Origin of the sequence: Tsuneonella sediminis (assembly GCF_051912845.1) — a bacterium.
Classification (GTDB): domain Bacteria; phylum Pseudomonadota; class Alphaproteobacteria; order Sphingomonadales; family Sphingomonadaceae; genus Tsuneonella; species Tsuneonella sediminis.
The window spans coordinates 75,728-87,707 of the sequence record NZ_JBNCBU010000003.1; the positions used below are offsets into that span (position 1 = coordinate 75,728).

14 protein-coding genes and 1 tRNA gene are annotated in these 11,980 nt (G+C 67.2%); 6 read left to right on the forward strand and 9 right to left on the reverse strand.

All coding sequences use genetic code 11. The features are described from left to right. Positions 1–28 precede the first annotated feature (28 nt). On the reverse strand, positions 29–1,747 hold the full coding sequence (locus tag ACPV3N_RS12215; RefSeq protein ID WP_440118156.1) for a histidine kinase dimerization/phospho-acceptor domain-containing protein: 1,719 nt from the start codon (positions 1,745–1,747) through the stop codon (positions 29–31). 214 nt (positions 1,748–1,961) lie between these two features. Here ACPV3N_RS12215 and ACPV3N_RS12220 point away from each other — a divergent pair, with 214 nt between their 5' ends. Then, a complete protein-coding gene (locus ACPV3N_RS12220) occupies positions 1,962–2,426 on the forward strand; it encodes an Lrp/AsnC family transcriptional regulator (RefSeq protein ID WP_440118158.1) in 465 nt (154 codons plus the stop codon). A gap of 133 nt (positions 2,427–2,559) precedes the next feature. Further along, entirely contained in the window at positions 2,560–4,029 is a 1,470-nt protein-coding gene (locus ACPV3N_RS12225) for a serine hydrolase domain-containing protein (RefSeq protein ID WP_440118160.1), read from the forward strand. A 15-nt stretch (positions 4,030–4,044) separates the two neighbouring features. Here ACPV3N_RS12225 and accC read toward each other — a convergent pair whose 3' ends face one another. From accC to ACPV3N_RS12250, 5 genes are all read right to left on the reverse strand, one after another. After that, on the reverse strand, positions 4,045–5,391 hold the full coding sequence (accC, locus tag ACPV3N_RS12230; RefSeq protein WP_440118162.1) for an acetyl-CoA carboxylase biotin carboxylase subunit: 1,347 nt from the start codon (positions 5,389–5,391) through the stop codon (positions 4,045–4,047). 7 nt (positions 5,392–5,398) lie between these two features. Further along, positions 5,399–5,848, reverse strand: coding sequence for an acetyl-CoA carboxylase biotin carboxyl carrier protein (accB, locus tag ACPV3N_RS12235; RefSeq protein WP_440118164.1), 450 nt, complete (start codon positions 5,846–5,848; stop codon positions 5,399–5,401). A 106-nt stretch (positions 5,849–5,954) separates the two neighbouring features. Continuing rightward, the gene (locus ACPV3N_RS12240) at positions 5,955–6,392 is read right to left on the reverse strand and encodes a type II 3-dehydroquinate dehydratase (RefSeq protein WP_440118166.1); all 438 of its coding nucleotides are present in this window, start codon (positions 6,390–6,392) and stop codon (positions 5,955–5,957) included. A gap of 33 nt (positions 6,393–6,425) precedes the next feature. Continuing rightward, positions 6,426–6,746: a hypothetical protein gene (locus ACPV3N_RS12245; protein ID WP_440118168.1), complete on the reverse strand. Its 321-nt coding sequence runs from the start codon at positions 6,744–6,746 to the stop codon at positions 6,426–6,428. 82 nt (positions 6,747–6,828) lie between these two features. Then, positions 6,829–7,242 (reverse strand): holin family protein, encoded by a 414-nt coding sequence (locus ACPV3N_RS12250; protein ID WP_440118170.1) that lies wholly within the window; start codon positions 7,240–7,242, stop codon positions 6,829–6,831. A gap of 180 nt (positions 7,243–7,422) precedes the next feature. On the opposite strand from ACPV3N_RS12250, the gene ACPV3N_RS12255 reads away from it, so the two are divergent. Next, positions 7,423–8,421 (forward strand): LacI family DNA-binding transcriptional regulator, encoded by a 999-nt coding sequence (locus ACPV3N_RS12255; RefSeq protein WP_440118172.1) that lies wholly within the window; start codon positions 7,423–7,425, stop codon positions 8,419–8,421. A gap of 3 nt (positions 8,422–8,424) precedes the next feature. Here the strand turns inward: ACPV3N_RS12255 and ACPV3N_RS12260 are convergent, their stop codons facing one another. Next, the gene (locus ACPV3N_RS12260) at positions 8,425–8,889 is read right to left on the reverse strand and encodes an Lrp/AsnC family transcriptional regulator (RefSeq protein ID WP_440118174.1); all 465 of its coding nucleotides are present in this window, start codon (positions 8,887–8,889) and stop codon (positions 8,425–8,427) included. A 116-nt stretch (positions 8,890–9,005) separates the two neighbouring features. On the opposite strand from ACPV3N_RS12260, the gene ACPV3N_RS12265 reads away from it, so the two are divergent. Next, positions 9,006–9,248 carry a DUF6356 family protein gene (locus tag ACPV3N_RS12265; protein ID WP_440118176.1) on the forward strand — a complete coding sequence of 81 codons (243 nt, stop codon included), beginning with the start codon at positions 9,006–9,008 and terminating at the stop codon, positions 9,246–9,248. A gap of 46 nt (positions 9,249–9,294) precedes the next feature. On the opposite strand, the gene ACPV3N_RS12270 is transcribed toward ACPV3N_RS12265, so the two are convergent. Next, positions 9,295–9,609 (reverse strand): hypothetical protein, encoded by a 315-nt coding sequence (locus tag ACPV3N_RS12270; protein ID WP_440118178.1) that lies wholly within the window; start codon positions 9,607–9,609, stop codon positions 9,295–9,297. 140 nt (positions 9,610–9,749) lie between these two features. After that, positions 9,750–9,826 (reverse strand) — tRNA-Pro (locus tag ACPV3N_RS12275). A 211-nt stretch (positions 9,827–10,037) separates the two neighbouring features. Between ACPV3N_RS12275 and yajC the strand changes: the two genes are divergently transcribed. Together yajC and secD are read left to right on the forward strand one after the other, a co-directional pair. Then, the gene (gene yajC / locus ACPV3N_RS12280) at positions 10,038–10,361 is read left to right on the forward strand and encodes a preprotein translocase subunit YajC (protein ID WP_440118419.1); all 324 of its coding nucleotides are present in this window, start codon (positions 10,038–10,040) and stop codon (positions 10,359–10,361) included. A 19-nt stretch (positions 10,362–10,380) separates the two neighbouring features. Further along, positions 10,381–11,979, forward strand: a complete 1,599-nt coding sequence (gene secD, locus ACPV3N_RS12285) for a protein translocase subunit SecD (protein WP_440118180.1) — start codon at positions 10,381–10,383, stop codon at positions 11,977–11,979. Position 11,980: the final 1 nt, after the last annotated feature.

Consider the following 11,980-nt stretch of genomic DNA (forward strand, 5'->3'; position numbering starts at 1 on the left):
AGGCCTTGTCCGGCGCGTACCGCGGCCCCTAACCCAGAGCGGCGTCGGCCTCGGCGGGGCTAGGATCGCGCTGCGCTGCGGTCAAGCGGGGCAGGGTGACAATCAGGCGGTCGCCGTCACGCTCGAGCGAGCCGCCGATCGCGTTCGCCTCGGCGCGGGCGAGGCGCAGCGCGAACCCGGCGCCGAACATGCCGGCACTGACGGCGCCCCCGCCGGCACGCCCGTCGGCAGCGAATATGTCGCCTGCCTGCGCCATCGATGCGGGGATCTTAGCGGACAGGCAAACCGCTTCGTCGTCGTGCGTCAGATCGAGCGCGAGAGCCTCGCCCGCGCCGGCGGCGCCGGTCAGCGTTGCCAGCACTCGCCAGCCCAGCGCCTCGGCGTCGTGCGTGTCGAGCGGCACGGGCATCGGACCGGGCGCGCTCGACAGTTCGAAGCGTGCACCGCGCGGACCGAGCACCTCGTCGAGCTGCCGCGCCAGCGCCGCGACGATACCCGCCCAGTCCGCCTCGCCGGGTTCGGGCTGCAGCGCGCCGCTTTCGAGCCGCGCCAGCCGGTCGAGCTCGTCGAAACCGGCAAGGATGCGCGCAGCATCGCCGGCGATCGCCGCGGCAAGCGCGCGATATTCGTGGGGCGTGGGCCCGAAAAGCTGCTGCTGGATGACCTCGGCAAATCCCTGGATTGCGTTGACCGGCGTCTTCAGCTCGTGAAGCAGCTGCCGCATCCGGTCGGCGGCGGGATCGTGCGGCGGTGCGGCGACTTCGGGCGCGGGCGGACGGCGGAACCGGCCCGCGTACCCCAGGAACCGCCCACCCGGATCGCTGAATCGCGGCGCTGCATCGACGATCCAGTCCCCCTCCACCGCTGGCGCACCCTGCCAGGCAACAGGGGCGGCGACGATGGGCTGGTGGCGGCCCGGCCGGGCGATCGCGGGAGGCAGCAGCGCGCCCACGACCATCGGCGCCACGGGCGCGTCGGCCCAGTCGAGGCGCCCCTCGGAATCGGTGGTGAAGGCAAAGCCCGCCGGCGGCCGCGCCGCCGCCTCGCCGCGCTCTCCCAGGGGCAGGCGGGGATCATCCTGTGGTTGGCCGGGGTGGGCGGCGCGATGCTTTCGAAACGCTTCGATCCGCTTGACCAGCGCGCCGATCTCGCTGTCGTCCCCGGTGCCGGCAGGAGCCGGAGCTGGTTCGGAGGAAGGCGCGGGCTCGTCGGCGAGGTCGTTTGCGGGAATCGGCCGTCGCGCCGCTGCAGATCCGGCTTCCACGACGAGGTCGAGCGGTTCGGCAGCGTCGCCCGCGGCGCGGCCGGGCCGGGGCAAACCGCGATCGCGCACGCCCAGCCGCTCAAGGAGTTCCTGTGTCGGGACGGGCAGGTCGCGGCGAAGGCGAAGGAAGCCCCGCGCGCGGATCGGCAGGCGCGGGATCAGCGCGTCCCAGTCGTCGACACCGAGCTGCGCCACCGCGAGCGCGGCCGCAGCGACCTCGGGCTCGTCCTCAGCGAGATGCAGCGCCAGTTCGGGATTGCGGAACCGCAGGCCCGGTTCGCGGATCATCCGCGCGCGTTCGTCCGCGGGTAGCGATTCGCCGAGGGCGGCAAGTCGCAGCCATGCTGCCGCGAGCATGCTCTCGTCGCGTCCGTGCCGGCGGCTTCCGAGTAGATCGAGAAGCTGGCGAAACTGCGTGCGCGCCGCGCGCTCGCCGGCCGCGCGGTGGCGCAGGACCGTGGCGAGGCGATCATCGAAATGCATGGCGCTCCTGATATGGCACTGCCGCGCTCAACCGGAAGGAGCGCGAACGACTTGTCGACTACCATGCGGCGAAGCGCCCCGCATCGGCAGCGGACCGTGCGTTGCAAAGCGGGACAATTGCTGGCAGGAACAATAAAATTATCCGGCAGCGCGACTCAGCGCGGCCTTAATTGCCCGGGGACAGGGCCCGGGCGGGCATACCAGGGGCGCCGTGATGGCCAATCTCGACGATATCGACCGGAAATTGCTGGCGGAACTGCAGACCGAGGGGCGGGTTACGAACGTCGAACTCGCCAGCCGGGTCGGCCTGACCGCTCCGCCGTGCCTGCGCCGGGTCCGCAGCCTCGAGGAAGAAGGCGTGATCCGGGGCTACCACGCCGATCTTGACCCCTCGAAACTCGGCTTCGCGATCACGGTCTTCGCCATGGTGAGCCTCAAGAGCCAGGCCGAGAGCGCCCTGCGCGAATTCGAGGAGCACATGAAATCGCTGCCCGAAGTGCGCGAATGCCACATGCTGAACGGCGAGATCGACTTCATCCTGAAGATCGTCAGCCAGGACCTTCAGAGCTTTCAGGAGTTCCTGACCAGCAAGCTGACCCCGGCGCCGAACGTGGACAGCGTGAAGACTTCGCTGACGATCCGCACCGCAAAGCACGAGCCGGGGGTCCCGCTCGAGTGAGCGGGTAGGCCGCGCTCGGTCGAGTGGGATGGGGAGCTGGTCGATCCCGTGATGCCCTGACATCGCGAAATCCGCAGGAGCGGGCGGACCATCAGGAGTCCGTTCGGCCATGATCCGTTTCGTTCCGTTTGCCTTGCTCGCGCTGGCCCTTGGCACGCCCGCGCCGGATGTCCGCGCGTCGCCGGCTTCCCCAGCTGCGGATCGGGCCGGCGATTTTGCCACAGACCACCCAGCGGGCGCCCCTGCGCGAGCGTTCCTCGAATTGCTGACAGGTTCTGAACCGATTGCTCCAAGGCTCGGCGGTATCTTTTCAAAAGCCGCGCTCGAACGGCTGGGGTCCGAAGCAGTCGTTCACGACCTTGAAACAATGCGCCGGCAAAGCGGCGGATTCGATCTGGTATCCATTGCTTTCCCCGGCGAACGCATGGCGGAAATCCGCCTTCGGTCGGTGGCTGGCTCGCGGCACGGCAAGCTTGTGCTGTTTCTCGCCAGAGACGAGCCGGGGCGGGTGAGCCAGTACTTTTTCCTGGCCGACCGCGACCCCGAACGGGCTGCCGCCGATGCGTTCCCTCGGCAAAAGGTGGATCGCGACACCCTGCGCCGACTGGTCGTGAATCGGCTCGACGCACTTGCCCAGGAGGGACATTTTTCCGGCGCTTTGCTGGTGGCGCAAGGCGACGAGATCGTGCTCCGCGAGGCGCGCGGGTTTGCCGACGCGGTCTGGGGAATAACCAACACCCCCGACACCCGTTTCAACATCGCTTCGATCGGAAAGATGTTCACCGCGGTCGTTATCCTGCGCCTTGCCGAACAAGGCGTGCTCACCCTCGATGATACGGTCGGCAGGTGGGTTCCCGAATACCCGCACAAGGACGCCGCGCAGAGGATGACCTTGCGCAGCCTGCTAAACCACACCGCGGGGGTCGGCGCATGGGACGGGCGGATGCTACGGAGCGCCGCCCGGCCAAACGAAAAGGCGGCCAGCATGACTGCGCAACCCAATCCGTCCGGCGGGCGCGTGTCCTACAGCAATGCCGGCTACGTGCTCTTGGGCGCGGCGGCCGAGGCGGCCACCGGAAAATCGTTCGAGCAATTGGTAGACGAACTGGTGTTCCGTCCGGCAGGCATGGGGCGCAGCGGGTACTGGCCCGTAACAGCCGTAATCACGGATCGGGCCACCGGCTACCGTCTCCCGGAATCGGACCCGCTCGGTTTCAACGGCCGGATGTCGAACGAACAGTTCCTGGGTTACGCTGGCGATCCCTCCGGAGGTGCCTACGCGACAGTCGATGACATGATGGCCTTCCACCGTGCGCTTGCCGATGGAACGCTCCTGTCCGCCGCCTCGAGAGCGGCGATGATCGCCGACCCCGTGCCCTTTCCCGGTGCCCCCCGGCCGTGGACCTACGGGCTTGGCATGCGGCTGGAGGATTGCGCGGGCGTGCCAACCCTGGGCCACAGCGGCGGCGGGGCGAACAGCGGCGTGAGCGCGAGTACCCACGCCAGCCTAGACGGCAGCTGGACGATTATCGTGCTCGGCAACGTTGATCCGATGCCCGAGGAGCTCGCAATGGACATTTGCGAGCTCGTCCACCAGCAATAGGCCGCTATCGCCTTATTACGCGCGGGTTTTCAGCCACTCCTCGAGCCACTTGATCGAGTAGTCGCCGCTCAGCACGTCGGGTTGGCGAATCAGCTCCTGGTGCAGCGGGATCGAGGTCTTCACCCCTTCCACCACCATCTCCTCAAGCGCGCGGCGCAGGCGCATGATGCACCCCTCGCGCGTGCGGCCGTACACGATCAGCTTGGCGATCATGGAGTCGTAATACGGCGGTATCCGGTAGCCGGCGTAGAGGCCGCTATCGACCCGCACGTGCATGCCGCCCGCCGCGTGGTACGCTGTCACCGCGCCGGGCGAGGGGGCGAAGGTCCACGGATCCTCCGCGTTGATGCGGCACTCGATCGCGTGGCCCTTGAACTCGATCTCGTCCTGCGTGACCGACAGCGGCTTGCCGTCGGCGACGCGGATCTGCTCGCGGACGAGGTCGAGACCGGTGATCGCCTCGGTGACGGGGTGCTCGACCTGGAGACGGGTGTTCATCTCGATGAAGTAGAACTCGCCGTCTTCCCACAGGAACTCGATCGTGCCCGCGCCGCGATAGCCCATGTCAGCCATCGCCTTGACGCAGACCGCGCCCATGCGGGCCCGGTCCTCGGGCGTGATGACGGGCGAGGGCGCCTCCTCGAGCACCTTTTGGTGGCGCCGCTGGAGCGAGCAGTCTCGCTCGCCGAGGTGGATCGCGTTGCCGTTTCCGTCGCCGAATACCTGGAACTCGATGTGCCGCGGATTGCCGAGGTACTTCTCGATATAGACAGTGGCGTCGCCGAACGCCGCCTTCGCCTCGCTGCCGGCCTGCTTCATCAGCGTCTCGAGCGTGTCCTCGCTCTCGCACACCTTCATCCCGCGGCCGCCGCCACCCGACGCCGCCTTGATGATGACCGGGTAGCCGATCTCCGCGGCGATCCTGCGTGCTTCCCCGACTTCCGAAACGGCGCCGTCGCTGCCCGGCACCAGCGGCAGGCCGAGCTTGCCCGCGGTGCGCTTGGCCTCGACCTTGTCGCCCATCGTCACGATGTGTTCGGGCTTTGGGCCGATCCAGGTGATCCCGTGCGCCTCGACGATCTCGGCGAACTTGGCATTCTCGGACAGGAATCCGTAGCCCGGGTGGATCGCATCGGCCTGCGCGATTTCGGCTGCCGAGATGATCGCGGCAACGTTGAGGTAGCTGTCGGTCGCCGGGGGGGGGCCGATGCACACCGCGTGATCGGCGAGGCGGACGTGCATTGCATCTGCATCGGCGGTTGAATGCACCGCGACCGTTTCGATGCCCATCTCGTGCGCGGCGCGATGGATGCGCAGGGCGATCTCGCCTCGGTTGGCGATCAGGATTCGAGAGATACCCATGGCGTCGTCAGCCGATCACGACCAGCGGCTGGTCGTATTCGACCGGCTGGGCGTTCTCGACGAGAATCGCCTTGATCGTGCCCGCCTTGTCGGCGGTGATCGGGTTCATCACCTTCATCGCCTCGACGATGAGGAGGGTGTCACCCTGCTTCACGCTGTCACCCACCTTCACGAACGGCGCGGTCCCGGGCTCGGCCGAGAGGTAGACCGTTCCGACCATCGGCGACTTGAGCGCACCCGCCACATCGGCAGGGGCCTCGGGCACCGGCGCAGCGGCGGGGGTGGCCGGCGCGACTTGCGGGGGCGGCGCGGCCATCGCGACCGGTGCGGCCATCGCCACTCCGCCGCCTCGCGATACGCGGACCTTGCGGTCCCCGTCCTCGACCTCGATTTCGGTAAGCCCCGTTTCGGCGAGCAGCTCGGCAAGCTCGCGTACGAGTTTGGTGTCGACGTTCATGCCCGAGCTACGCCCGGCGGCGCCCTTTGTTTCGGCCATCTCTGCCTCTTGTTGTGTCAGGCGGGTGCCTATGCGCGGGGCGGGCCGCGCTTGCAAGTCCGCCGGGTCAGAGCGCGGCGGCCTTTTCCAGCGCGACGACGTATCCGTGCGCTCCGAGCCCCTTGACCTCGTCGATCGCCGCCATGCCCACGTATGACACGTGGCGGAACGCCTCGCGTGTCGACGGGTCGGACAGGTGGACCTCGATCACCGGCACCCCGATCGCGCGGACCGCATCGAGCAGTGCTATCGAGGTATGGGTATAGGCGCCTGCGTTGAGCAGGACCGCCCTAGCCCCGTCGGCGCGGGCCTCGTGCAGCCAGTCGACGAGGTGGCCTTCGTGGTTCGACTGGCGCACGTCAACTTTAAGGCCGAGTTCGCGTGCCCGGTCCTCGAGCATGCCAGCAATATCGTCGAGCGTGTCTGACCCGTAGATCTCCGGCTCGCGGGTGCCGAGCAGGTTCAGGTTGGGCCCGTTGAGGACGTAGACGAGGTTCGAAGCCATGGCGTTTCGCTTAGCTCGCCATCGAGGCTGCGGCTAGAGCGAGGCGAGAACGGTGTCGGTCCCGCGGACCGGAACGACCAGCGCCCGATCGAGCGGTTCGAACCCGTGACCGCATAGCGTCAGGTCCGACAGTCCGCCAAGATGGAAGAGGCCGAGCGAGGGAACCTCGTCGTGGCGGCGCGCCTTGGCCGGGTTGATCGCGCGCAGGTAGGCAAGCCCGTTGCGGTCGATGACCTGGTGCGGGTGGAGTTCGACCGCCTTGCCATTGTAGCACGCTCTGATCGCCGCCCGGCGGTCTATGGCGAGCGCGCACAGTGCGACCTTGGGATCGGGAAAGGCGGCAGGATTGTGCATTGCAACAAGATAGGCGCCGCATCGGCGATATCCACCGGCGCGACAAGATAGTGCCCCCGGGATTTCGTATGCATGCCGAACCTCAGGCATCGACCCCCTTGATTTTCCCCCATTGGCGCGCAGCGGTGTAGCCAAGGTACCCGGTGCCGAACAGCGCGTAGAGTTCGTCGGGCAGGCCGCGCAGGTAGGCCGTCATCGAGCCGGCAATCCGTCCGGCGGCGTCTGGCAGGAAAAGCGACAGCAGGCCGACGGGTAGGGCGAACAGCAGCATGGCGTACATCACGTACAGGAAGCTGGGGCGCGCGCGGCTGGTCCAGGGGTCGGGCGACTGCGCCTCGGTCACGATCGCGGAAAGGCGCGCTTCGATCTGGCGCAGTTCCTGCGTGCCCTCGAGCTCGATCAACGCGAGCTTGGCCCTCGCGCGGGCCTCCTTGTCCGGGATGATCTTGTCGATGATCGAGGCGATGGGACCTGCAAGGGTCTCGAGGACGGGCATGCTGCAACCTCCTGATTCGCTCTCTGCATAACCAAACTGGTTCGTGTAGGAAAATCGTATCGCCAGATGCGCCATCGCTTTGCGCGTTGACACGGGCCTCCCCGGTTCGCAGAACGATCGGATATATGGGCGCGAGCAAGAAGCCCGGACAATTCGGAGGGATGGGTGCGACGCAGCCGGGTGACATCGTTCGACGTGGCTGAGGCGGCCGGTGTCAGCCAGTCGACCGTCAGCCGCGCGCTGGCCGGGTCGCCCTCGATAACCGACGAGACGCGCGCCCGCGTCGAGGCGGCGGCGGCGAAACTGGGATACCACGTGGACGCCCGCGCAGCGCGGCTTCGCAGCGGGCGCACCGGGACGCTGGCGATCGTCGTTGTCGGGCGGACGGGCTTCGATCCGACGCGCGTAAGCGGGTTTCATTACGCCCTGCTCGGGAGCACGTGCGCGGCGGCGGCCGAGTGCGGTTACCAGTCTCTGGTGTCGTTCCAGTCGGACCCGGGCGAATTCGGTTGGAATTACTACGCACAGGGCCAGGCCGACGGGCTCGTCGTGATGGGCACGAGCGTCAACCGCGCGGCATGGGCCGACCTGCTCGAAACCGCCCCCGAGGGGCCGGTGGCGGTCTGGGGCGCGCCGCACGACGACGGGCGTTGGGTGCGCGCCGATAACGCGAGGGGCGCCGAACTCGCGGTGGAACGCCTCGTCGCCGCGGGTTACCGCCGGATCGGCTTCCTCGGCACCGTCGATGCCGAGCATCCCCAGTTTGCCGAGCGGTACGAGGGATACCGCCAGACCCTCGAACGACGCGGCCTCCCCGCGATTGCCCCTTTCGATGTCGCCGGCGCGGACCGCGTCGCCGGGGGTCGCGAAGCCATCGAGCGGCTGCTTGCGATGCCCGGCCCGCCGGACGCGGTGTTCGCCGCCAACGATGCGATCGCCCTGGGCGCGCTCGAGGCGCTCGATCGCGCCGGCGTGGAGGTGCCCGGGGAATTCGGCGTGATCGGGTTCGACGGACTCGCAGCCGGTGTCCACGCGCATCCCCCGCTGACCACGATCGAGCCCGACTTCGCCGAAGCTGGCCGCGCGCTGGTCTCGCGCATCTGCGATCCCGACGGCGAGCCGACCCGGCGGGTGCCGGTCGACCTCATCGAACGCGGCAGCGTGCGCCCCGCGCGCTGATGTTCACGCCGGACGGGGAAGCGCGGTGGTCGATTTCATCGCTTCCATCGAGAACGTCGAACTGACGTCGCTGAGTCCCGGGACCGAGGCGATCAGCTTCTGGTAGATGCGGTCGTAGTGAGCGATATCGCGCACCGCGATCTTCATCAGGTAATCGACCTCGCCTGCCATCCGGTGGCACTCGAGAATCTCCGGTATCGACGCGATTCCGTCGGCGAATGCCCTTAGCCATTCGGGGTCATGGCGGGTCGTGCGGATTGCGACGAAGACCGTCGTGGGAAGGCCCACCCGGACGGGATCGAGCAGGGCGACACGGCGCGCGATGATCCCCCTGTCCTCCATCCGCCTGATCCGCCGCCAGCACGGGTTGATGGACAGGCCGACCCGCTCCCCGATTGCTTGGATCGGCTGGCTGGCGTCACGCTGAAGTTCGCGCAGGATTGCCCAGTCGATCTCATCGAGTTCCATAGATACCCTCAACGATGGGATATTTTCCCAACATAGGTATGTGAACCAGTGAAGTTTGGGAACCCTTTCACGATCCCCGGTGGTAAGACAACCGCGTCTGATCCGGGAGGCCTGCCGTGTCGCTACGAAAATTCTTCACCGAACATCCCGCCTCGGTCGGTGAGACCTATGGTGAACATCTCGTCCATGCCGCGGGTTTCGGCATCCGGATGGTTCTTGGAGGGCTGGCGTGCATCCTCCATGGTCTCTTGCCCTTCATGTTTGTCCGGACCGGGAGCCGGCAGATCTCCCGGCTGCACGGGGCGATGGTGACGGGCCGGGCCAAGCCGCTGCCGGGAGTGCTCGATTTCGTGATCTGACCGGGGAGAGCGACGAGATCGAAAGCCCTCCCCGGTCCGGGGCCAGTCAGGGCCGGCGCAGGAACCATTCGCTGGTAAGCACCTCGACCCGTCGGTCGGTTATGAACCATGCCTGCGCCGCCGGGTTGTAATCGCAGCTGAAGGCGCGCGTCAGGAAGCTGGCGACATCCCCGCGGCGCGAGAAGAACTGCGGAAAGCGCTGAAGCAGGACAGGACCGTCCTCGGCGGCGAACTGCGCGATGGCGGATTCGCAGGCGCCGCGGCTGGCATAGGGCGTATCGAGATTGTTGATATGATCGGCCGCTGCCGGTGCGGCGACGGCGAAAGCACCCAGGGCGAGCGCGGCTTTCAGGTAACGCATCACGAACCTCCGTGTAGTGACGAATGCGACCCGGGCGGGCCGCTGTCGGACACGGTATCGAGGCGCCAGACGATGCCCATGATGGGCCACCGATGGATTGCCGATGTTTCCCGGAGGATTTGGTAGGGAGGGGATGCCACTGGTCGGGACGAGAGGATTCGAACCTCCGACCCCCACACCCCCAGTGTGGTGCGCTACCAGGCTGCGCTACGTCCCGAGACCAGTGGAGCGCGCGCCTATAGGTCGGCCCTTCCGGCATGGCAAGCGGCCTATCCCCACTGTTGCCTCGTCGCCACGCTGCGGCGTCGATTGCCCTTGCCCGGCGATGCTGCTAGGCGCCCGCCCATTGTCGCCCGCGGGTCATTTCCTATCTGGACGTGGCCCATCCGGCGGGCGCCCATCAATCGTTCGAACGGACCGACAAGACGATGCTCGATATTCTCGCTGCCGCCACTCCCGCGGCCGCGCCCCCCGTCTGGATCAGCTGGCTGCCCATCGTGGGCATGATCGCGATCTTCTGGTTCCTTCTCATCCGGCCGCAGATGCGCCAGCAGAAGGCGCACCGCGAAAAAGTGGCCGGTCTCAAGAAGGGTGACCAGGTGGTCACCGCGGGTGGCCTCGTCGGCAAGGTGATCAAGGTCGACGAACATTACGTCGATCTCGAACTGGGCCAGGGCGTCAAGGTCAAGGCCGTGAAGGCGACCATCGGGGACGTCATCCCGCCGGGCGGCACCGCCGCCGCCAACGACTGACCGCAGGCAGCCCCGACCCATGCTCGATTTCCCGCGGTGGAAGAAGATCTGGCTGTGGAGCCTGATCATCGTCGTGTCGCTCGCGTCGCTGCCGACACTCGCGTCGCTCGCGGGACAGAAGTGGCCTGAAAGCCTGCCCGACCCGGCGGTCAACCTCGGCCTCGACCTTGCCGGCGGAAGCCACATCCTGCTCGAGGCCGATGCCAGCCAGATCGCGGCGCAGCGCCTCGAGACGATGGAGGAGTCGGTCCGTACCGTACTCCGCCAGGCCGAGCCGGCGATTCGCATCGGCGACCTGTCGACGCAGAACGATCGGCTGTCGTTCATGGTCGAGAGCGCTGCGGACGTCGATCGTGCGCGCGAGGCGATCCTTCCGCTCGTTAACGGCACCGGGCTGACCCGCGAATGGTCGCTTTCCGTGGTCGACGAGACGCGGTTCGTGCTGACCCCGACGCAGCAGGGTCTCGACAATGCGCTCGACCAGGCGATGGACAGCGCGAAGGACGTGATCGACCGCCGGATCAACGCGATCGGCACGCTCGAGCCCACGATCATCCGCCAGGGCGACACCCGCATCGTGGTCCAGGCACCGGGGCAGCAGGACCCCGAGGCGTTGAAGGCACTCATCGGACAGACCGCCAAGCTCGAATTCAAGCTCGTCGATCTCAACGCGCTGCCCAGCGACGTGCAGGCGGGGAATGCTCCTCCGGGTAGCCAGATCTATCCCTATGCCGACGGTTCGCCGAATACCGGACAGATGGTTGCGGTCCGGCGGCTGGGGGGCATCAAGGGCGACAATCTGGTGGGCGCGCAGCAGGGTTTCGACCCACGCGACAATTCTCCCGTGGTCAACATCCAGTTCGACCAGCAGGGAGCTGCCAAGTTCGCCCGGCTTACGACCCAGAACGTCAACAAGCCGTTCGCCATCATCCTCGACGACAAGGTGCTTTCGGCACCCAACATCAACGAGCCGATCCGGGGCGGGACCGCGCAGATTTCGGGTGGCTTCACCGTCGAGAGCGCCAATCAGCTCGCGATCGCGCTGCGCTCGGGTGCCCTGCCGGTCGATCTCAAGGTGATCGAGGAGCGGACCGTCGGACCCGACCTTGGCGCAGACTCGATCCGTCGCGGCCTCATAGCGCTGGCGGTCGGCACGGTGCTGATCCTGATGCTGATGATCGTCACCTATGGCCGGTTCGGTATCTACGCGAATGCGGCGCTTATCCTGAACGTGCTCATGATCCTGGGCATCATGGCGGTGATGAACGCCACGCTGACCCTGCCGGGTCTTGCCGGTTTCGTCCTGACGATCGGCGCGGCAGTCGACGCCAACGTGCTCATCAACGAACGCATCCGCGAGGAACGGAGACGCGGGCGGAAAGTGCTCGCGGCGGTCGAAACCGGGTACAAGGAAGCGAGCCGGGCGATCTACGACGCGAACATCACCAACGTGATCGCGGCGACGTTGCTGTTCCTCTTCGGCCAGGGTCCGGTAAAGGGGTTCGCGGTCGTGCTCGTCATCGGCGTCGCGACGTCGATGTTCACCGCGGTCACCATTACCCGCATGTGGGTCGCCGGCTGGCTCCGCCGCGCGCGGCCCGCGGACCTGCACATTTGAT

What these genes read in the sequence shown, in the direction of transcription:
- ACPV3N_RS12220 (WP_440118158.1), top strand. Translation starts at nt 1,962, where the DNA reads ATGGCCAATCTCGACGATATCGACCGGAAATTGCTGGCGGAACTGCAG.
- ACPV3N_RS12250 (WP_440118170.1), bottom strand. Translation starts at nt 7,242, where the DNA reads ATGCCCGTCCTCGAGACCCTTGCAGGTCCCATCGCCTCGATCATCGAC.
- ACPV3N_RS12260 (WP_440118174.1), bottom strand. Translation starts at nt 8,889, where the DNA reads ATGGAACTCGATGAGATCGACTGGGCAATCCTGCGCGAACTTCAGCGT.
- yajC (WP_440118419.1), top strand. Translation starts at nt 10,038, where the DNA reads ATGCTCGATATTCTCGCTGCCGCCACTCCCGCGGCCGCGCCCCCCGTC.
- accB (WP_440118164.1), bottom strand. Translation starts at nt 5,848, where the DNA reads ATGAACGTCGACACCAAACTCGTACGCGAGCTTGCCGAGCTGCTCGCC.
- ACPV3N_RS12215 (WP_440118156.1), bottom strand. Translation starts at nt 1,747, where the DNA reads ATGCATTTCGATGATCGCCTCGCCACGGTCCTGCGCCACCGCGCGGCC.
- ACPV3N_RS12245 (WP_440118168.1), bottom strand. Translation starts at nt 6,746, where the DNA reads ATGCACAATCCTGCCGCCTTTCCCGATCCCAAGGTCGCACTGTGCGCG.
- accC (WP_440118162.1), bottom strand. Translation starts at nt 5,391, where the DNA reads ATGGGTATCTCTCGAATCCTGATCGCCAACCGAGGCGAGATCGCCCTG.
- secD (WP_440118180.1), top strand. Translation starts at nt 10,381, where the DNA reads ATGCTCGATTTCCCGCGGTGGAAGAAGATCTGGCTGTGGAGCCTGATC.
- ACPV3N_RS12270 (WP_440118178.1), bottom strand. Translation starts at nt 9,609, where the DNA reads ATGCGTTACCTGAAAGCCGCGCTCGCCCTGGGTGCTTTCGCCGTCGCC.
- ACPV3N_RS12240 (WP_440118166.1), bottom strand. Translation starts at nt 6,392, where the DNA reads ATGGCTTCGAACCTCGTCTACGTCCTCAACGGGCCCAACCTGAACCTG.